The organism is Winogradskyella ouciana (assembly GCF_965284585.1).
Taxonomy (GTDB): domain Bacteria; phylum Bacteroidota; class Bacteroidia; order Flavobacteriales; family Flavobacteriaceae; genus Winogradskyella; species Winogradskyella ouciana.
This window is the reverse complement of the sequence record NZ_OZ260095.1, coordinates 842,983-863,036: the sequence shown is the minus strand read 5'-3', so window position 1 is coordinate 863,036 and position 20,054 is coordinate 842,983. Positions and strand designations below refer to the sequence as shown.

Annotated in this window: 15 protein-coding genes; 5 read left to right on the top strand and 10 right to left on the bottom strand. The window is 34.7% G+C overall.

All coding sequences use genetic code 11. The features are described 5' to 3' along the window. Positions 1–61: 61 nt before the first annotated feature. Positions 62–2,677: a TonB-dependent receptor domain-containing protein gene (locus ACQ65V_RS03910; RefSeq protein ID WP_430466951.1), complete on the top strand. Its 2,616-nt coding sequence runs from the start codon at positions 62–64 to the stop codon at positions 2,675–2,677. 68 nt (positions 2,678–2,745) lie between these two features. Here the strand turns inward: ACQ65V_RS03910 and gldD are convergent, their stop codons facing one another. The 4 genes from gldD to mutY form a co-directional block, all read right to left on the bottom strand. Beyond that, the gene (gene gldD, locus ACQ65V_RS03905; RefSeq protein WP_430466950.1) at positions 2,746–3,315 is read right to left on the bottom strand and encodes a gliding motility lipoprotein GldD; all 570 of its coding nucleotides are present in this window, start codon (positions 3,313–3,315) and stop codon (positions 2,746–2,748) included. Then, complete coding sequence (locus tag ACQ65V_RS03900) at positions 3,312–4,631, bottom strand: gliding motility-associated protein GldE (RefSeq protein WP_430466949.1); 1,320 nt, start codon at positions 4,629–4,631, stop codon at positions 3,312–3,314. The genes gldD and ACQ65V_RS03900 overlap by 4 nt, the downstream gene beginning before the upstream one ends. A 22-nt stretch (positions 4,632–4,653) precedes the next feature. Beyond that, the gene (locus ACQ65V_RS03895) at positions 4,654–5,109 is read right to left on the bottom strand and encodes a single-stranded DNA-binding protein (protein ID WP_430466948.1); all 456 of its coding nucleotides are present in this window, start codon (positions 5,107–5,109) and stop codon (positions 4,654–4,656) included. Between the two features lie 74 nt (positions 5,110–5,183). After that, positions 5,184–6,233: an A/G-specific adenine glycosylase gene (mutY, locus tag ACQ65V_RS03890; protein WP_430466947.1), complete on the bottom strand. Its 1,050-nt coding sequence runs from the start codon at positions 6,231–6,233 to the stop codon at positions 5,184–5,186. Between the two features lie 133 nt (positions 6,234–6,366). Between mutY and ACQ65V_RS03885 the strand changes: the two genes are divergently transcribed. Together ACQ65V_RS03885 and ACQ65V_RS03880 are read left to right on the top strand one after the other, a co-directional pair. After that, entirely contained in the window at positions 6,367–6,657 is a 291-nt protein-coding gene (locus ACQ65V_RS03885; RefSeq protein WP_155088089.1) for an HU family DNA-binding protein, read from the top strand. A 363-nt stretch (positions 6,658–7,020) separates the two neighbouring features. Next, positions 7,021–8,565, top strand: a complete 1,545-nt coding sequence (locus tag ACQ65V_RS03880; RefSeq protein WP_430466946.1) for an Rne/Rng family ribonuclease — start codon at positions 7,021–7,023, stop codon at positions 8,563–8,565. 95 nt (positions 8,566–8,660) lie between these two features. Here ACQ65V_RS03880 and ACQ65V_RS03875 read toward each other — a convergent pair whose 3' ends face one another. From ACQ65V_RS03875 to ACQ65V_RS03865, 3 genes are all read right to left on the bottom strand, one after another. Continuing rightward, entirely contained in the window at positions 8,661–9,698 is a 1,038-nt protein-coding gene (locus ACQ65V_RS03875) for an aldo/keto reductase (protein WP_430466945.1), read from the bottom strand. A 326-nt stretch (positions 9,699–10,024) separates the two neighbouring features. Then, a complete protein-coding gene (locus ACQ65V_RS03870; RefSeq protein ID WP_430466944.1) occupies positions 10,025–10,984 on the bottom strand; it encodes an OmpA family protein in 960 nt (319 codons plus the stop codon). Between the two features lie 30 nt (positions 10,985–11,014). Further along, a complete protein-coding gene (locus ACQ65V_RS03865; RefSeq protein ID WP_430466943.1) occupies positions 11,015–11,776 on the bottom strand; it encodes an exodeoxyribonuclease III in 762 nt (253 codons plus the stop codon). Between the two features lie 190 nt (positions 11,777–11,966). Between ACQ65V_RS03865 and ACQ65V_RS03860 the strand changes: the two genes are divergently transcribed. Further along, positions 11,967–15,398 (top strand): hypothetical protein, encoded by a 3,432-nt coding sequence (locus ACQ65V_RS03860; protein ID WP_430466942.1) that lies wholly within the window; start codon positions 11,967–11,969, stop codon positions 15,396–15,398. A 207-nt stretch (positions 15,399–15,605) separates the two neighbouring features. On the opposite strand, the gene ACQ65V_RS03855 is transcribed toward ACQ65V_RS03860, so the two are convergent. The 3 genes from ACQ65V_RS03855 to ACQ65V_RS03845 form a co-directional block, all read right to left on the bottom strand. Then, positions 15,606–16,754: a hypothetical protein gene (locus tag ACQ65V_RS03855; protein WP_430466941.1), complete on the bottom strand. Its 1,149-nt coding sequence runs from the start codon at positions 16,752–16,754 to the stop codon at positions 15,606–15,608. Positions 16,755–16,788: 34 nt separating this feature from the next. After that, positions 16,789–18,333, bottom strand: coding sequence for a glycine--tRNA ligase (locus ACQ65V_RS03850; protein WP_430466940.1), 1,545 nt, complete (start codon positions 18,331–18,333; stop codon positions 16,789–16,791). 62 nt (positions 18,334–18,395) lie between these two features. Next, positions 18,396–19,283, bottom strand: coding sequence for a hypothetical protein (locus ACQ65V_RS03845; RefSeq protein ID WP_430466939.1), 888 nt, complete (start codon positions 19,281–19,283; stop codon positions 18,396–18,398). A 78-nt stretch (positions 19,284–19,361) separates the two neighbouring features. Between ACQ65V_RS03845 and ACQ65V_RS03840 the strand changes: the two genes are divergently transcribed. Then, positions 19,362–20,027: a ComF family protein gene (locus ACQ65V_RS03840; protein WP_430466938.1), complete on the top strand. Its 666-nt coding sequence runs from the start codon at positions 19,362–19,364 to the stop codon at positions 20,025–20,027. The last annotated feature ends 27 nt before the right edge of the window (positions 20,028–20,054 follow it).

The following is a 20,054-nucleotide window of genomic DNA, read 5'->3' as shown; positions in this document are numbered from 1 at the left end:
AATAACTATAGATATACGTAATTTTGCGCCACTAATTGAAACCAATTAATTCAAATTTTATATGAAAAAATTTAACTATTTTTTATTTGCAGCTGTATTGATGCTTTTTACTACAGCAGCATTTGCTCAAGCTACTATTACAGGTAAAGTAGTTGATGCTGACATGAATTCACCTCTGCCTGGTGCTAATGTTTTAGTAAGAGGTACAGTTAATGGTACAACCACAGATTTTGATGGTAATTTTACAATTACTGCCAATTCAACTTCTGGTGAGATAGTAATTTCCTATATCGGATTTGCTTCTAAAGCCATTAAGTTTAATGGTGATGCTAATCTAGGAACTATTGTTCTGGATTTAGACAACTCTCTACAAGAAGTTGTAGTTGTAGGTACAGGGATTATAGATTTAGCAGAAGGTAGAAAAACACCTGTTGCTGTATCTACTATTAAAGGTAAAGATATACAGCTAAAAGCTGCTGGTAACGTAGAATTTGGTGAAGCTATGAAAAACACACCATCTGTCTATGTATCGAGCCAAGCTGGTGGATTTGGTGATAGCCAAATATTCTTAAGAGGTTTTGATGACACTAACACAGCTTACCTTTTAAATGGACAGCCAATAAACGGTATGGAAGACGGTAGAATGTACTGGTCTAACTGGTCTGGTATGTCAGATGTAGCTAATGCGGTTCAGGTTCAAAGAGGTCTAGGATCTTCTAAACTAGCAATTTCATCAGTTGGTGGTACAGTTAATATTGTATCTAAGACAACAGATAGAAGAGAAGGTGGTTTTGTAAGATTTATGTCTGGTAACGATAGTTACTTTAAAGGGTCTTTTTCATATAACTCTGGCATAAATGATAAAGGATGGGCTTTTTCAGTATTTGTTGATCACTGGCAAGCACATAGAAAATATTCTGAAGGTACTGCCGGACAAGGTCAAAATTATTTATTTTCTGTTGGTTATAAGCCAAATGAGAGACACACTCTTAACTTCTTATTGACAGGTGCTCCTCAATGGCACGATCAAAACTTCTCAGAAGATTTAGAATTTTATGAGGAATTTGGCGAGAAAGCTAATGATAATTACGGGTTTTATAACGGTGAAGGTTTTACAGAAAGACGTAACTACTACCATAAACCAGTAATGAACCTTAACTGGGACTATGACATTAAAGAAGGTTTAGAACTATCTACAGTATTATATGCGTCTTGGGGACGTGGTGGTGGAACCGGAAACCTTGGTAGAGGAAGAGTTAGAGTTGGTGATGATCCTATGTATGATGGCTCAAGACCATATTTAATAGATTTTGATCAAATTGAAGAAAACAATGTTGCTACGGCAGATTCTAACAATAACGGTAATTTCGGTGATTCTTATTTAAGAAGAGCTTCTGTAAATAACCATAATTGGTATGGTTTACTATCAAACTTAAATATTGAAACTAGTGAAAATTGGTCATTTAATATTGGGTTAGATGGAAGAACATATAACGGAATCCACTTTAGACAATTAATAGATAAGTTTGGTCTTAATGGTTATGAGGATAACTTTAGAACTGATAGGCCTGATGATTATGTAATCTCTGAAACCTTTGAAGCTAATCCATGGTCTTCTTTATTTGACTTTGCTGATGATGATCAAAGATATGACAGAAACTACGAAGAGGTAATAAATTATATTGGTGGTTTCGGTCAGGCTGAATATGCAAATGACAATTTCTCTGTCTTTGTACAAGGTGCTGTGTCTACACAATCTTACCAAAGAGAAGGTTTCTTTACTGGTGTAGGTGACGGATTAGGAAAATCAGAAAAAATCAATAAAGTAGGTTACCAAATTAAAGGTGGTGCAGCTTATAACTTAACTGAAAACCATAGCATTTTTGCTAATGCAGGATTTTTTGAGCGTCAACCTTTCTTAGATAACGTGTTTGCTAATATTAGATATTCTAATGAATTAGTTGAGCCAGAAGTTGAAAATGAAGCAATTACTGGTCTTGAAGCTGGATACCGTTTTAGCAACAGTTCTTTTAGATTTAATTTAGATGTTTACAGAACAGAATGGGGAAATAGATTCTTAAGTTTTGGCACTAGCTTACCAATGGATGAGTTTGGTATCTATAGATTTAATGATGTTACTCAAATACACCAAGGTGTAGAATTTGATTTTGAATACAGACCATTAGCAGCAGGTTGGAGCCTTAGAGGATATGGTTCTATTGGTAACTGGAAGTATGATAATGAAACTCCATTTAACCTGCAAAATGATGATACTGGAGAATTTGTGATTGAAAATGGCACTGTTAACCTAACAGATGTTAAAGTAGGTAATGCACCTCAAACGTCTTTTGGTGTTGGATTTGTTGCAGATATTTGTGATGGACTTTCTGTAGATATGGATTATAATATCTATACAGATTTGTATGAGTTTGTTGATGTGGAAGATGCAATCCAAGCTTCTTTAGATGGTGGTACTTATGAGTCTGTAAGACTACCAGCTTATACATTAGCTGATGCCGGTTTAACTTATAGATTTACTATGGGAGACAACCCAATTACGTTTAGAGCGAATGTTTTCAACTTATTTAATGAAGCATATATTAACCAAAGAAATGCTTTTGGTTACTACCTAGGTGTTGGAAGAACGTTTAACGCAAGTATCCGTTACAACTTCTAGTCTATACAAAATATAGAATAAAAAAAGCAGCCATTCGGCTGCTTTTTTTATGACTTAAGATTAAGTTTTTATTCTTTCCAATTTACAGATTCCATTATGCGCTTTATATCCTTTTTTAGATATTCTGAAGCCGGGTAAATAGAATCATAATTAGGTTTTGCGTAAAAGTATAAAGACCCACTTAAAAAGTGATTAACGCTGTCTGTAACATAAAATTGAGATTGTGAAGCAGCATCTCCACCAACTTCATACAGCATACCATAGACCTTGTCTTTATTGTTTTCAAAAGGAACAGTTAAAATCTCATCTGCCTTAATAGTGTGCTTTTGGGTGAGATTTTGCGCATCTCTTAGCAAACTATCCAAATTATCGTTGCTTACAGTTTTATATGTAAGGTATATGGTTGCTTTTAAAGCAGGATATTTTACATCCACACCTTTGGCGTTGCCAGACGATTTTACTTTACTGATAGGTTCAGACAATTTGTTTTTATCAAAGGTAAATGGAAGCGGTAAAGTTGCCTTTTCATATTTAGCTTCAGGATATTCCAACCTTAGATAGCCTTTTGGCTTGGGTAGCGGATCATCACCACAACCTAACATAAAAAGACTTAATATTGGTACCATTATACGCTTCATATATTTGACTTAAGCAAGGTTAATTTTATTTGTTTTATGCGTTTTCGTTCTAAAGCTTCAATAGTAAAAACGAAATTTTTAAAATTTATTTTACTACCTATTCTTGGGAAACCACCAGAAATTTCGAGAACAAAACCAGCTAAGGTTTCCGCCTCACCCTTTCTGCTTTCAAAATCCTCAGTTTCGTCTTCAATGCCAATAATTTTATAGACATCCTTTAAAGGGGTTTTACCTTCAAAACTATAATTATTGTCGTCTAATTTGGTGTAGATTAAATCTTCGTCATCATACTCATCGCTAATATCACCTACAATTTCTTCAATAATATCTTCTAAGGATACCAGACCAGACGTCCCACCATATTCATCTACTACAACGGCAAGATGTACTTTTTTGTGTTGAAATTCGACCATTAAATCATCTAGTTTCTTGTTTTCTGGCACAAAAAACGGATCACGCAGAATACTGGTCCAATCGAATGTTTTCTTATTTAAGTGAGGTAATAGATCTTTGACGTAGAGTACACCTTTTATCTTATCTATATTTTCTTCGTAAACAGGAATTCTAGAATAACCATTATCCACTATGTCTCTAATAATAGTCTCAAAGGGAGTATCGATATTTAGTGCAAATAAATCCATGCGTGGACGCATCACTTGTTTAGTGTCAGTGTTACCAAATGAAACAATTCCTTGTAATAATTTTTGCTCTTCTTGCGTCGTGTTTTCGTGGTTTGTGAGCTCTAAAGCCTGTGATAACTGATCGACACTTAGGTTGGAAGATTGTTTTCCAAACTTCTTCTGAATATTAAGCGTTACAAAACGCATTGGGAGGCTGATTGGAGAAAAAATAACATCCAACACCTTCAGTGGTCTCGCCATAAATGAAGAAAACTTTACACTGTTTCTACTGGCATATATTTTTGGAATAATCTCACCAAACAGTAAGATTAAAAATGTAGCTGAGACAACTTCTACCAAAAACCTCAAAAGTGCATGTGTAATGCTGCTAAAAAGTGTTTCACCTATAAAGGCAAATAAAAGAACAATAGCAATATTTATAAAGTTGTTTGCAACTAAAATAGTTGCTAATAGTTTTTTAGGGCGCTCCAACAGCTTAGCAATGATCTGCATTGCGGCAGAATTATTTTCCATGCCTTCATCTACATTAGATTTCGTTAAGGAGAATAATGCCACTTCGGCTCCAGAAATCAGTGCTGAGCACCCAAGAAGTACAATAAGTAATATAACACTCGTAATAAACGAAGTGTTAGTGAGTAATAAATTTGAAATTAAAACCGTGGGTTCTGGATCCAAGATAAAATTAAATTATATGAATTTAGAATGGTAAATCATCATCCTCTTCTGGTGCAACACTGTTTTGGGTCTGTTGTTGAGGTTGTTGAGATGGTTGTTGGGCTTGAGCCTCCTGTTGTGGTTGCACACCTTGTTGTTCGTTTTTATTGGTTAAAAACGTAAAGTCTGTACATTGAATTTCCGTAGAATAACGCTCCATACCTTTATCATCTGTCCATTTTCTAGTTTTTATGCGACCTTCAATATAGACTTTATCTCCTTTACTCAGGTATTTTTCACAAATCTCAGCGGCTTTGTTTCTCACCACGATATTGTGCCACTCTGTATTAGAGACACGCTCGTTGGTTTGCTTGTTAGTGTAAGTTTCGTTGGTTGCCAATGGAAAACGACCGACACAATTTTTGTCGTCGAAATAATGCATTTTTACTTCATCTCCTAAATGCCCAATTAGCATTACCTTATTTAACGTTCCTGACATAATATGTTTGTTTTAGCTTGCAAAGTTACTCAATTTGATATCACTCCTTTAAAATTAAGAAAAAAATGTGATTTCTATATATTATTAAAATTGAAGGTGTTAATGAAATCACTAATTAGCACAGGTGTAGGATATAAATCAAGGTTTTTAACAGGTATAGACCCTTTGGGTAGTTCATTAATTTCAACAATCCAGAATTTAGTATAAAGATGCTGGTGAGATAATTTGTGGATGATGTCCGACTCGTTATATAGCCAATAATCAAACTTTAAACCTTTAAATAATTCCTCTTCTACATTTAAAAGATGGAACTCATTAGTTTTGAGGCTTTTTGTAGACTCAACTAAAGGAAATTGATACAGGTTTTGCCAAATGCCCTTGCCAGTTCGTTTTTCTAACAATGTGTTTTTGTTTTGGTCAACACAAACTAAAAAATTGAAATATTTGTTAGTGACTTTGGTTTTCTTTAGTTTTACGGGAAGCGTTTCCACTAAACCTTTCTGTAAGGCAACACAGCCATTATTTAAAGGACAAATGGAGCAATCAGCATTTTTGGGCTTGCACTGCCTTGCACCAAATTCCATAATGGCTTGGTTAAAGGTCGCTGGCTGTTCTCTATCTATTAAAGAGGACGCCAATTTTTTAAATTCTTTAATACCTGAGGTAGAATTTATAGGAGTATCAATTCCGAAGTATCGCGATAAAACTCTATATACGTTACCATCTACTACTGCGGCAACTTCATTAAAAGCTATTGATGCAATGGCACTAGCTGTATAATCTCCAACACCTTTTAATTTTAGTAGGTCTTTATAATTGTTTGGAAACTCACCGTCTAAATTAAAAGCAATGTGCTTTGCTGTGGTATGTAAATTTCGAGCTCTAGAATAATAACCCAAGCCTTGCCATAGTTTTAAAACCTCTTGCTCAGTAGCGTTTGCAAGGTCAAAAATTGTAGGATAGGTTTTAACAAAAGCTTCATAATATGGCAACCCTTGCTTAACTTGGGTTTGCTGTAAAATAATTTCTGAAAGCCAAATGTAATATGGATTTTTGGTATTTCTCCAAGGTAAATCTCGTTTATTGTTTGAATACCAGTTAGTTAGTTTTTTGTTAAAATCCATTAAGTTTTTAATTGATGAAGCAAAATTAAATCTTTATCACGTTAAATTTTAATTAATTACGCTTGAAATATTGAAATTAAATTACATATATTTGCATCCCTTAGAATTTATAGTAACCCTAAAACTAATAACAATGACAAAAGCCGATTTAGTAGCTAAAATATCTGATAAATTAGGTATCGAGAAAGGTGACGTACAAGCTACAGTAGAAACCTTTATGGAAGAAGTAAAATCATCTCTAGAAGGTGGTGACAACGTGTATTTAAGAGGTTTCGGAAGTTTTATTATTAAAACAAGAGCTGAAAAAACTGGTCGTAACATTTCAAAAAACACTACGATTAAAATCCCAGCTCACAACATACCAGCTTTTAAACCAGCTAAAGTATTTTTAGAAGGTGTAAAAACTAATGTTGAAGTCAACTAAAGACATTAAAAAAAATATTAATTTAAAAAAGCATTATTTATTATGCCAAGTGGTAAAAAAAGAAAAAGACACAAGGTAGCGACGCATAAGCGTAAGAAACGTAGACGCGCTAATCGTCACAAAAAGAAATAAGCTGAGGAAAAGTAGTTTTAAAAACTACTTTTTTCAGTTTTAGAACGCATTCAAACATAAAAAGTTTAAATACGTTTTTACAAAGAACGTTCTTTGATATAGAATTTAAGCACATTTAATAGAGTGTACTTAAGTTTGCTGGATAATCCTGATAAACAATCAGGAATCCTGTGTCAATTAATTAAGTAAAATCCATCTGTCCTAATTAAAGGATGGATATAAATTAACATTATGAACAAGGAATTAATCATAAGATCGAGTTCAGATATTGTTGATTTTGCCTTATTAAAAGATGGAAAACTTATTGAATTACATAAAGACGAAGAGGATAATAACTTTGCGGTTGGCGATATTTTTATTGCCAAAATACGTAAGGTTATGCCAGGTTTAAATGCCGCGTTTGTCAACGTTGGCTATGAGAAAGATGGTTTTTTACACTATCACGATCTAGGACCTAAACTCCCTTCACTTTTAAAATTCATTAAACGTGTAAGCACAGGAAAATTAAGAGATTATACGCTCAAAAACTTTCCGTTTGAAAAAGATTTAGATAAGCATGGCGCTATTGCCAATGCTTTAAAATCCAATCAATCAATTTTAGTACAAGTAGTAAAGGAGCCTATTTCCACAAAAGGACCTCGCATTAGTTCAGAATTGTCTATTGCAGGAAGATACATAGTCTTGGTGCCGTTTTCTAACCGTATTTCAATTTCACAAAAAATTGAATCGCAAGAAGAAAAAGACCGCTTAAAACGACTAGTAAAAAGTATCACACCTAAAGGATTTGGTGTTATTATTCGTACTGTAGCTGAAGGCAAAAAAGTTGCCGAGCTAGACAGTGATTTACAGAATTTGCTGACAAGATGGACAGCAATGTGTAAAAAATTGTACAAGGCGCATCACCCAACAAAAGTACTTGGCGAAATGAACAAAGCATCCTCAATTTTAAGGGATATTTTTAACGATTCGTTTTCTGGTATCGTTGTGGATGACGAGGAATTGTACATACAAATAAAAGATTACGTGCAGCAAATTGCACCGAAAAAAGAGTCTATTGTAAAGTATTACAAAAACGGAATTCCGATTTATGAAAAATTTGGTGTAGAACGCCAAATAAAAACATCCTTTGGAAAAACCGTTTCTATGGCAAAAGGAGCGTACTTGGTTATAGAACATACCGAAGCTATGCATGTTATAGATGTAAACAGTGGTAACCGTTCTAATAAAGAAAAAAGCCAAGAAGCCACAGCTTTAGAAGTCAATTTAATCTCTGCCGCAGAAATTGCCCGCCAGTTGCGTTTACGCGATATGGGAGGCATTATTGTTATCGACTTTATTGATATGGGTCGTGCAGAGAACCGAAAAAAGCTTTACAACTTTCTCAGAGATGAGATGAAAGACGACAAAGCAAAGCACAAAATATTGCCGCCGAGTAAGTTTGGGTTAGTGCAAATAACCAGACAGCGCGTTAGGCCAGAGCGCAATATTAAAACAAAAGAACAAAATCCTAATCTTGTAGGTGGAGACGAAATCGAAGCACCAATTAAAGTGGTGGAACGTATTAAGCAAGACCTCGAAAGGATTCTTAAAAAAGACTATAAAAAGATAACGCTAAACGCACATCCTTTTATAGCGGCCTTTTTAACCAAAGGGTATCCATCGGTACGTACAAAGTGGTTCTTTGAACACAAAAAATGGGTAAAAGTTTTACCTAGAGATGCTTACACTTATCTTGAATACCATTTCTTTGACAAGGATGGTAACAAAATCACATAATATCTATTAGAAAAAAGCCCTTCCAATTTTGGAAGGGCTTTTTTATTGTTATAATTTATTAGGGCAATTAAGTTTATAAATTATTCCAAATAAATCTATGTAGCAGGATTAGGAATCTCCTCATGTACTTTATTGATTGCTTTCATCACATCTTCTGATAATGACATATTAATGCTATCTATATTTTCCTCTAGTTGCTCTAAAGAAGTTGCACCAATAATATTACTGGTTAAAAACGGACGTTCACTAACAAAAGCTAAAGACATTTGTGCTAATGTCATATTATTGTCTTCTGCGATTTTCAAATACTTTTTTGTAGCTTCATTAGATTGCTCACTGCTGTAACGTGAAAAACGCGGGAATAAATTTAACCTCGAGTTTGCCTTGTCCGTGCCTTTAATATATTTACCCGATAACACACCACATGCCATTGGTGAATAGGCTAAAAGCCCAATATTTTCACGATGTGAAATTTCTGCCAAATCATTTTCAAAAGATCTGCACACTAAGGAGTACGCATTTTGTATGGTAATCATTCGTGGTAAGTCACTGTACTTAGATTCTTCCATATAGCGCATCGTTCCCCAACCGGTTTCATTAGATAATCCAACCTGCCTTATTTTCCCGGACTTAATAAGCTCATCGAGATTATGAAGAACTTCATTAAAATTATCTTCCCATTTTTCATTTGGGTTATGCTTATAATCACGTTGCCCAAAGGTGTTGGTGTCGCGCTCTGGCCAATGCAGTTGGTATAAATCTATATAATCGGTTTGCAGTCGTTTTAAACTGTTATCTACCGCTTCATTTAGTGCGTCTTTACTAAACCCAGTTGTTCTAATATGAGCAGTGTAATCACCTGGTCCTGCAATCTTGGTTGCTAAAACCACCTTGTCTCTATTGCCGGTTTTTTTAAACCAATTGCCAATAATACGCTCGGTTTCAGCATAAGTTTCTGCGTTTGCAGGTACAGGATAGAGCTCAGCCACATCAAAGAAATTAACTCCTTTGTCCAAGGCCATATCCATTTGTGCAAAACCTTCGTCTTGGGTGTTTTGGTTGCCCCAGGTCATGGTGCCAAGGCATATTTTACTAACTTTTATATTGGTGTTGGGTAGTGTTGTGTATTTCATGTTCACTTCCCACGAAAGTGGGAATCTCTTTTTAATTAAACTTTTATTTTGTCATCCTGAACTTGTTTCAGGATCTCATCTACATATCTACAGTTGCACTTCGACTGTTGTTACTCTAAAGCTTCAGCGGCACGCGTGCGCTCAGTTTGATACCGTTGATTTGATTTATGATTATACAAACAAATATAACAAGACCTCACAGGTTTCTAAAACCTGTGAGGTCTAAATCTGTGTTAATATGTTATTGCGAGGAACGAAGCAATCTTACGAATGGTTGTTAATATGCTAATTATGAGATTGCTTCGTTCCTCGCTATTACAACTCGTTTATATTTCATTCAATAGTTTAGAAATCTCATCGAGCTTAGGCGTTAAAATCACCTCAATACGTCTGTTCTTGGCTCTACCCTCTGCGGTGTCGTTTGAGGCAATTGGTGCATATTCTCCACGACCAGCAGCAGTTAAGTTTTCAGGATTGATAGATGGATTTTCCCTAAGAATATTAACGATGGCTGTGGCGCGCTTAGTGGATAAATCCCAGTTACCACTCAACTGTGCGTTGCCTTTGTAAGGTACATTGTCTGTATGGCCTTCAATTAAAATAGCGATATCAGGATTTTCGGCCAATACACTTCCCAATTGCTGTACGGCTTTACGACCTTCGGTACCAACTGACCAGCTACCAGATTGAAACAAGAGTTTATTTTCCATAGAAATATAGACCTTGCCATCTCGCTGTTCAACCGTTAAGCCTTTACCTTCAAAATTGGTTAAGGCTTTAGAAATAGCATCTTTTAATGCACGCATGTTGGCATCTTTGGCCGCTATAACACTTTCTAGTTCAGCAACACGTTTGGATCTATTTTCGAGTTCTTTTTTCAACTTCTCCAAACGTTCGTTTTCTGCAGCTAGTGCTTGTTCTTTGGCTTCGAGTTGTGCTAACAGTTCTCTGTTCTTTTTTGAGTTTTTCGCAATTTCGGCAGAGCTGTTTTGTTCTAAAGCGTCGTAGGATGCTTTTAGATTTTCGAGATTAGATTTTGTTGCTGCATAATCGCTTTGCAATTTATCACGTTCGGCAACTGCTTTGTCGTAGGCTTGTTGCAGCGCGTCTAAATCATTGGATAGTTTGTTTTTATCAGCGTTAAGGGTTTCAACTTCATCAGTTAAATTTCTATTTTCTTTTTTGAGATTGGCATACTTAGTTTCAAGATCTGTGTATATTTTTTTTGATACACACGAAGAGAAAAGGGTAAGTGCCAGTGCTATTAATGAAATTCTTTTTATCATGCTATAAGTTGTTAAGTTGTTGATTTGATTCTAAATATCTAATTCTAATAATATAGGACAATGGTCGCTATGTACAGCTTCAGTGAGTATAACGCTTCGTTTTATCTTTTCTTGTAAGGGTTCGCTAACCATGGCATAATCTAATCGCCATCCTTTGTTATTGGCTCTGGAATTAGCTCTGTAGCTCCACCATGAAAATTCTTGTTTTTCTGGGTGTAAATGTCGGTAGCTATCAATAAAACCACTATCAATAAAATTGCCCAACCATTCGCGTTCTTCTGGTAAAAAACCAGACACTCCTTTCATTTTTGGGTTATGGATGTCAATCTCTTCATGACAAATATTATAATCTCCGCAAACGACAAGATTTGGTTTTTCTTTTTGAAGTTCGTTGAGATATTCATGAATCATATTCATATATTCAAACTTATGAGATAATCTGGCATCATTAGTCCCAGAAGGTAGATACATGCTCATTACAGAAACTCCATCATAATCTACCCTTAAGTTTCGGCCTTCAAAATCCATGGATTCTATGCCTGTGCCAAATTCAATATGATTGGGTTTTGTTTTGCACAGAATAGCGACACCACTATACCCTTTTTTTTGAGCGCTGAACCAGTAGTTGTACTCGTAACCGGCTTGAGTAAATAAGTCTAAATCCAACTGCTCTTCCATGGCTTTAATTTCTTGAAGACAAATGACATCTGGGTTGGTGGCTTTTAACCAATCTATAAACCCTTTGTTAATTGCTGCTCTAATACCATTGACGTTATAGGATGCTATTTTCATACACATTTCCCGTGTAAACGGGACTCTTTTTAATTAAACTTAGATTCCATAAGGACTTCGACTGCGCTCAGTCTGACAGACTAATGTCTTATTATCGGTCTAAATTAAATAATACCCTACTTTTACACTATTATTTTGAGGCTATTTTAACAATAAAATAATCGAGGGTTTTAATAGTTATTATTCTACAATGAAGCATACGCTACTTTTTCTATTGCTACTGAGTTCTTTTTTGGGTGTTGCCCAAGAGAATGCTGGTAATTACAAAAAAAAGCGTTTGGTTGTAAAGGATACTATTAAAATTGATTCGGTAAGTATTAACCCTTCTAAATTTATTGTAAAAACAAAAGAGGGCAAAATCTTGGACTCTACGCTTTATACCGTGGATTATTCAAAATCAATTTTGAGGTTTAAACAGTCTATTGACGTAGATACGATTCAAATCGAATATTTACGTTATCCTGAATTTTTAACCAAGGTTTATAGACAGTTGGATGACGATGTCATCGTAGATCGCTCAGGTCCTGGTACGGAGGCCTTGTACAAGCTCGAAAACACCAACAAACGAAATGTATTTACACCTTTTGATGGGTTAACGACTTCCGGAAGCATTTCTAGAGGAGTTACTATTGGAAACAATCAGAATTCGGTATTGAATAGCGAATTAGACCTTCAGATTTCGGGTAAATTAAGTGATAAAGTGTCTTTAAGAGCATCAATACAGGATGCTAATATCCCTTTGCAAGAAAGTGGTTATTCCCAACGCTTGGATGAATTTGATCAGGTATTTATAGAACTTTTTAGCGATAACTGGAATATACGAGCAGGTGACATTGATTTGGTGAATACCAACAGTTATTTCGCCAATTTTTCTAAGCGTGTACAAGGGTTACTGGTCAATGCCAACATAAGTGAAAAAACGTCTGTTTTTGCTTCGGGTGCTTTGGTACGAGGACAATTTACGACTACCCAATTTACGGCTCAAGAAGGCAATCAAGGCCCTTATAAATTACGTGGTCCCAATAATGAACTCTTTGTACTCATTGTCTCTGGTAGCGAAACGGTTTACGTTAATGGAGTGCCTTTAGAACGTGGAGAAAACAACGATTATATTATTGATTACAATGCAGGTGAGATTATTTTCAATTCTACATTTCCGATAACTTCCGAAATGCGAATTACGGTCGATTACCAATTCAGCGAACGCAACTATTCAAGATTTACGGTTTTTGGTGGCAGTTCTTATAACACCGAAAAGTTAAACTTAAACGTTTCTGTGTATTCTGAAAGTGATGCTAAAAATCAACCGTTACAACAAAACCTCTCAACTGAGCAGACTCAGATTTTAGCTGATGCAGGAGATGATAGAAGTTTAATGGTAGCTCCATCAGCAACACCAGAATCGTTTTCTGAAAATAGAATTCTATACCGTAAAGACATTGTTGGAGGGGAAGAAGTATTTGTGTTTTCCCAAAACCCAGAGGATGAACTCTTCAGTGTACGCTTTACGTTGGTAGGTGCCAACCAAGGAAATTATGTGTTGAGCAATGATAATGCTGTGAGCAATATTTTTGAATATGTAGCACCAATTGCAGGAGTACCACAGGGAAATTATGAACCTATTACACAATTAGTGGCTCCTGAGCGTTTACAGATTGCAGTGTTGAATGGTCGTTATAAACCTACTGAAAGAACAGATGTGTTTTTTGAATTGGCAGGAAGTAAAAATGATGCCAATTTATTTTCGAACATAGATGATGACGACAATAATGGTTTTGCAGGAAAACTAAAAGTCAATCAAAAATTGATAAAATCGGATAGCCTTTGGAATTTATTCGCCTTGATAGATGCAGATTTTATCCAGAAGGATTTTAGAACGATTCAACGTTTATACAGAGCGGAATTTAATCGTGATTGGAATTTAGAGAACGATAATCGAGATGATCAAGGTAATTTTAATTTTGGTAATCAGCTGTTGTTAACTTCAGGATTAAAACTGTCTCATGCTAAGAAAGGCATAGCCGCCTATAATTTTGAGTACTTAGACTATGCCAATAATTTTAATGGTAGTCGACATAACGTGACCGCTAATTTGCGCTTGGGGAATTTTAGGATATTTTCAAATTCGAGTTTTCTCAATAGCGAAAGTACTATTAACCGTTCCACATTTTTAAGATCCTTTAATCGTGTCATCTATGGAAAAAACAACAAATGGGCTGGAGTTAAATTTGCTACGGAAGACAATGAGCAAACTGTTATTGCTACGGATTCTTTAACACCGTTAAGTCAAAGGTTTAAAGCCTATGAAGCTTTTGTTGGTATTGGTGACAGTACTAAGGTGTATGCTGAAGTGGGTTATATAAAACGTTTCAACGACAGTTTAAGAAATAATTCTTTAGAGCGTGTCAACAACTCAAACACTTATTATTTAAAGTCGCGTTTGATTCAGAATAAAAGTACCAACCTTCAGTTATTTGTCAATTATAGGGATTTAAAATCTGAAGATCCCAATTTTGAAGATGAACAAAGTTTGAACAGTCGTTTAAATTACAATCAGAAATTATTCAATAATCTTATCGTTTGGAACACGAGTTTTGAAACCAATTCGGGCACATTGCCACAACAAGATTTTACTTATGTTGAGGTAGAAGCAGGGCAAGGGGCTTATACATGGATAGATTATAACGACAACGGTATACAAGAACTAAATGAGTTTGAAATAGCACAGTTTGCAGACCAAGGGAATTATATTAGAGTACTATTGCCTAACCAGGTTTTTGTAAGAACACATCAAAATCGATTGAGCCAGACTTTGACCATTAATCCTATACAATGGAGCCAATCTAAAAACAAAACGAGAAAGTTCTTCTCTCATTTTTATAATCAGACCTCATATTTAGTGGATAGAAAGGTAAGGCGAGAAGGCAATAACTTTAACCTCAATCCTTTTAAAGATGATGAAGACAATCAATTGGCCTTAAACAACAGTGTGCGAAATGTGTTGTTTTACAATAGAGGAAAGCAACGTTACACAACATCTTATACTTATTTGACCAATACAAGTCGCAATTTGTTATCCATCGGTTTTCAGGAAAATAAGTTGACCAGTCATCAGTTAAATTTCAATCATAAATTCGCGACTAATTGGCTGGTAAATGCTTTAGCTAGTTTTGGAACAGATGAAAGCATTAGTGAGAATTTTGCCAATCGTAATTTTAATATTGAAGAAGAGCGCTTTCAGCCTAAATTATCTTATTTATTCAGTGAAAATGCACAGTTTGATGTCTTTTATCAATACACCTCAAAAAGTAATACCATAGGAAGTTTAGAGACCTTATCCCAAAACAACTATGGCCTGTCGTTCACATATAACAATGCCCAAAAAATTGCCTTAACGGGTGAGTTTAACTTTTTTCAAAATGAGTTTGAAGGCAATGCCAACACACCAGTCGCTTACCAAATGCTTGAAGGTTTACAGCCTGGAAAAAACTTTACATGGAGTTTGTTAGCACAAAAGAAACTAACCAAATTTCTAGATTTAAATCTCAACTATTTTGGTAGAAAAACAGAAACCTCTAAAATTATTCACACTGGTACGATTCAGTTAAGGGCTTATTTTTAAGATAAAGAGATGACAGCAATAAAAAAGCCTAAATCAAAATTTAGGCTTAATAATTTGTGGGCAATCGACAGAAATTAATCGTAATCTCTGTCTTCGTTGAAATTGTTCATAATCATTATGTTTGGTTAAAATTAAATATCTAAAATATTAAAGACAAAAAACGTGCCTTTAATATACTATAGTATCAATTTGTCAGGAAATTAGTAATTATTTAACTAATTTCCAATTTTTTGGGACAATACTTATATATCCTCCATTCCCTTTAAGCATCCATTTCTTTGATTCTATACTAATAGAATTTGAATCTTTATCGATGAAAATACCATCTCGAGGATTGGACATAGTACCATAAATATTACCAACTAATTCAGTATCATCATTTTCAAAAACTAGTGAGAATTTAAAATTTTTCACCAAACTATCAATTCTAAATGAATAATTCAAGTCATCTAATGGGATTTTTCTTTCTTCGATAATTTTAGCCGTAAAAGTGTTATTAAAAGATAAAGAATTATTAGTTAGGTTTTTGTTGATATTTAGGAATTCGAGCTCAGTTGTTATAGTATATCCATCTTCGCCATTCTTTGAATCATTAGAAAATTTAAGTTTGATAATATCAATTATTGAATTTAGTGCCTGTCCATCTACAGATATTTCAAATGCTGAAATATTTCTTATTTCTGAATCTTCTAGTCCTTCAATATTTTTAAACCGAACCTTTGGTGTATAAACATCTAAAAAGTTTGCTTTTTTTACACTTGGATTAATTAACTTAAATCTATTTCTAACTGTTTTAATTATATATTTGTTATCATCACTTAACCTACAAGTAGAAGCCTCTTGAAAAAAATCAAAATACGGCTCAGTGAGAGCATCACAAATTTCTTTATCAAGCTCAATTAAATCTTTATCTACATCCATTGACTTTTGAGCATATATGTTTTTTGTCGCTCTTTGTCTTAGTCTCATCAGTTCTTTGTGATGCTGGAACTTTAAATATTCATCATTAATTAAAATGTCTGAGATTCTCTGTTCAAAATAACGTTTTACTGATCCCATTTCGAATAAAATCCCGATTAATCCACCGACAAACAAGGCTTGTCCTAGATTGTTTAATATTCCTATTATTAAAACCTTATACTCACTCTTCCAAGATGTTGAAACTGGAAAGAAGTCATTATCTAATAATGCACCGATAACTATAAAAACTATTCCTAAAAGAGCTACAAAAGACATAAGAATCCACATTGGAATGATTAGATTATCATTATGCTTTTGTTTTACACGTCTATCAATAAAAAAATATAAGAGACAAATAGCTAAAACACCTCCTATTATTATGAAAATATTATTCATGCCGTTAAATGGTTGATTTTATGGGAGTAATATACTAATTAAATCTCATTAACCATTCCTTAACATCAACCTCTTTTTTGATGATGTCCCGCAATTCTTCAATCTTAACGCGTTTTTGCTCCATGGTGTCTCTATGGCGTATGGTTACAGTGTTATCTTCCAGACTTTCTCCATCAACCGTAATGCAGAAAGGGGTGCCTGCCGCATCTTGTCTTCTATAGCGTCTTCCGACAGCGTCCTTTTCGTCGTAATCCACATTGAAATCCCACTTAAGATCATCAACGATATCTTTTGCCATTTTGGTTAAGGCTTCATCTTTTCTAACCAATGGTAAGACAGCTGCTTTTGTAGGTGCCAAAACTGCTGGTAATTTTAAAACGGTTCTTTCACTACCATCTTCTAAGGTCTCGTCTTGTAAACTATTGGAGAATACGGCTAAGAACATACGGTCTAAACCGATAGAGGTTTCCAAGACATAAGGTGTATAACTTTCATTATCCTCATGGTCAAAATATTGTAATTTTTTGCCTGAGTATTCTTCGTGTTGTTTTAAATCGAAATCCGTACGTGAGTGGATACCTTCCAATTCCTTAAAACCAAACGGAAAATTGAATTCAATATCAGTAGCAGCATCTGCGTAATGCGCTAATTTTTCATGGTCGTGGAAACGGTAGTTTTCTTCACCCAATCCTAATGATTTATGCCATTTTAATCGTGCGTCTTTCCAGTAGTCAAACCAGTCACTTTGTGTACCTGGTTTAATGAAAAATTGCATTTCCATTTGTTCAAATTCACGCATTCTAAAGATAAATTGTCTCGCAACGATTTCATTTCTAAAGGCTTTTCCGGTTTGGGCAATACCAAATGGAATTTTCATACGTCCTGTTTTCTGAACGTTCAAAAAGTTGACAAAAATACCTTGGGCTGTTTCTGGTCTTAGGTATAAATCCATTGCAGTATCAGCAGAAGCACCTAATTTGGTACCAAACATTAAATTGAACTGCTTAACGTCTGTCCAGTTGCGGCTACCTGTCATCGGATCGGCAATTTCAAGCTCTTCAATCAAAGCTTTTACGTCTGCTAAATCTTCTTTTTCCAAAGATTGTCCGAGACGTTTTAGAATGGTATCTATCTTTTCTTGATAGCCCAAAACGCGTCCATTGGTAGAAACAAATTCTTCTTTGTTAAAAGCATCACCAAAACGTTTTTCGGCTTTTTTAATTTCCTTATTGATTTTAGCTTCAATCTTGGCACAATAATCTTCCACCAAAACATCGGCTCTGTAACGTTTTTTAGAATCTTTATTATCAATTAAAGGATCGTTAAAGGCATCAACGTGCCCAGAGGCTTTCCAAGTGGTGGGATGCATAAAAATTGCGGCATCTATACCTACAATATTATCGTGCATTTGTACCATAGCTTTCCACCAGTAGTCACGAATGTTTTTCTTTAACTCAGCACCATTTTGTGCATAGTCATATACTGCACTTAGTCCGTCGTAGATTTCACTACTCTGAAACACGTAACCATACTCCTTTGCGTGAGAGATTACTTTTTTGAATTTGTCGTCGTTTGCCATGTTGCAAAAATAAAAAACCGCTCAAATTAACAGAGCGGTTTTAGAAAAATTATGTAGTTAGTTTACTTTAATTCTATGCTAGTGCTTCCCAGCTTTGTGTTATTATGAAAAACATTGATAAAATAGGTACCTTTTTTTAGCGGTCTATCTTCTTTGTAAGTAGCCACAGTGGTACAAATTTTAAGGTTTTTGTTGTTAAAATTCACCACTTGTTTTTTACTGTAAATTAAGGAACCATTTTCAAAAAAGACTTCACCCTTATCTGAAATAACATTATTGTCTGGGCTTACAATTTGAATATAAAATTCTTTATTGCCTTTTTCCGTTAGGGGATTTTCTACTAAGTCTATACAAACATCAATAGCGTTGGCACGCCTCGCTCTGGTAGTTGACTTCTTCTTGTTGTTGTTTATCTTAAAAGCTTCAGCATTAACACTACTTGCCCTTAAAACAGAAGCCACATCAATGGTTTTGTTGAGGGAATCGTTTTTTTCTACTAGTTCATTGATTTCAAAACTTTTTCTTTGAATAGTATTTAAGGCATAACGCTTTTCTTTCTGCAGCCTAATATTCGCAGAATTAAGGGAATCTACAGTAGCCAGAAGTATCTTGCTCTTGGTTTTTAAAACCGAAAGTTGATCTTTAAATCTAGTGATTATTGATAAGTCACTTTTTAACAATCTTAAAGAATCTAAAGCAGTTTTAGTTTCTTGTTTTGCCTCTTGGAGCTGTGAGGCCATTAGATCATAATCTTGCGTCAGTTCGTCATAACTTTCTAGCATTTCCGATAGCTCTTTTTCAATCAAAAACTTTTCTTGTTTCAGGAACTCTTCGTAGGATTCAATGGATTTATAGTTTGTAAAACTATATATACCTAAAACAGTTAAAACGACCAACAATGAACTTATAATTAATCTGTAGTTAAATAATTGAGGGTTAACTATCATCATTAATTTTCTTAGTTGACGCGAATTTAGATTATATTGGAGAGCAATTTTATTTTATTCGATTAAGTGGTAAAAAATTTGTTGAACTTGTTTTTTCCTGAGGTCTGTGACGCCTGTAATAATATTTTGTCTGATAATGAGCAAATTGTATGTGTCAATTGCAGACATCAGTTACCTGTAACCAACTTTCATTTTGATAATTCTGAAGCGGTTAAAAAGATCGTTTACGGACGTGTAAAACTTGAAAAAGCTACCGCACTTTTACATTTTTCTAAAAAAGGGAAAGTGCAACAATTACTTCATAATTTAAAGTATAGAGGACATAAGGGTATAGGAAGCTTTTTTGGGAAATGGCTTGGTAAAGAGTTAAGCACAATTGATGCGTATATGCAAGTTGATGTCGTTGTACCTGTGCCGTTGTACAAAACCAAATTACGAAAGCGAGGCTACAACCAAGTAGAACAATTTGGGAAAGAAATTGCTAAGACGCTCAATGCAGATTATAATGATAAAGTACTCATAAAAACCAAAGCCACTAAAACTAAAGTGTTTGAAGGGAGATTATCCCGTTGGAATGATGACGGAGCTGTATTTGCCATTTCAGAAAACAAATCTTTAGAAGGCAAGCATATCTTGTTGGTAGATGATGTTATTACCACAGGTGCCACAGTCGAGGCCTGTGCTACAGAATTGTTAAAAATTGATAATATTAAGTTAAGTCTAGCGACGATGGCAATTGCAGATTGATTTTTTCGTTTGTAAGCTTTAAAATTG

Bases quoted from the DNA above. Each gene is read 5' to 3' on its own strand.
- ACQ65V_RS03910 (WP_430466951.1), top strand. From the start codon at position 62: ATGAAAAAATTTAACTATTTTTTATTTGCAGCTGTATTGATGCTTTTT.
- mutY (WP_430466947.1), bottom strand. From the start codon at position 6,233: ATGGATTTTAACAAAAAACTAACTAACTGGTATTCAAACAATAAACGA.
- gldD (WP_430466950.1), bottom strand. From the start codon at position 3,315: ATGAAGCGTATAATGGTACCAATATTAAGTCTTTTTATGTTAGGTTGT.
- ACQ65V_RS03880 (WP_430466946.1), top strand. From the start codon at position 7,021: ATGAACAAGGAATTAATCATAAGATCGAGTTCAGATATTGTTGATTTT.
- ACQ65V_RS03860 (WP_430466942.1), top strand. From the start codon at position 11,967: ATGAAGCATACGCTACTTTTTCTATTGCTACTGAGTTCTTTTTTGGGT.
- ACQ65V_RS03855 (WP_430466941.1), bottom strand. From the start codon at position 16,754: ATGAATAATATTTTCATAATAATAGGAGGTGTTTTAGCTATTTGTCTC.
- ACQ65V_RS03865 (WP_430466943.1), bottom strand. From the start codon at position 11,776: ATGAAAATAGCATCCTATAACGTCAATGGTATTAGAGCAGCAATTAAC.
- ACQ65V_RS03875 (WP_430466945.1), bottom strand. From the start codon at position 9,698: ATGAAATACACAACACTACCCAACACCAATATAAAAGTTAGTAAAATA.
- ACQ65V_RS03870 (WP_430466944.1), bottom strand. From the start codon at position 10,984: ATGATAAAAAGAATTTCATTAATAGCACTGGCACTTACCCTTTTCTCT.
- ACQ65V_RS03850 (WP_430466940.1), bottom strand. From the start codon at position 18,333: ATGGCAAACGACGACAAATTCAAAAAAGTAATCTCTCACGCAAAGGAG.
- ACQ65V_RS03895 (WP_430466948.1), bottom strand. From the start codon at position 5,109: ATGTCAGGAACGTTAAATAAGGTAATGCTAATTGGGCATTTAGGAGAT.
- ACQ65V_RS03885 (WP_155088089.1), top strand. From the start codon at position 6,367: ATGACAAAAGCCGATTTAGTAGCTAAAATATCTGATAAATTAGGTATC.
- ACQ65V_RS03845 (WP_430466939.1), bottom strand. From the start codon at position 19,283: ATGATGATAGTTAACCCTCAATTATTTAACTACAGATTAATTATAAGT.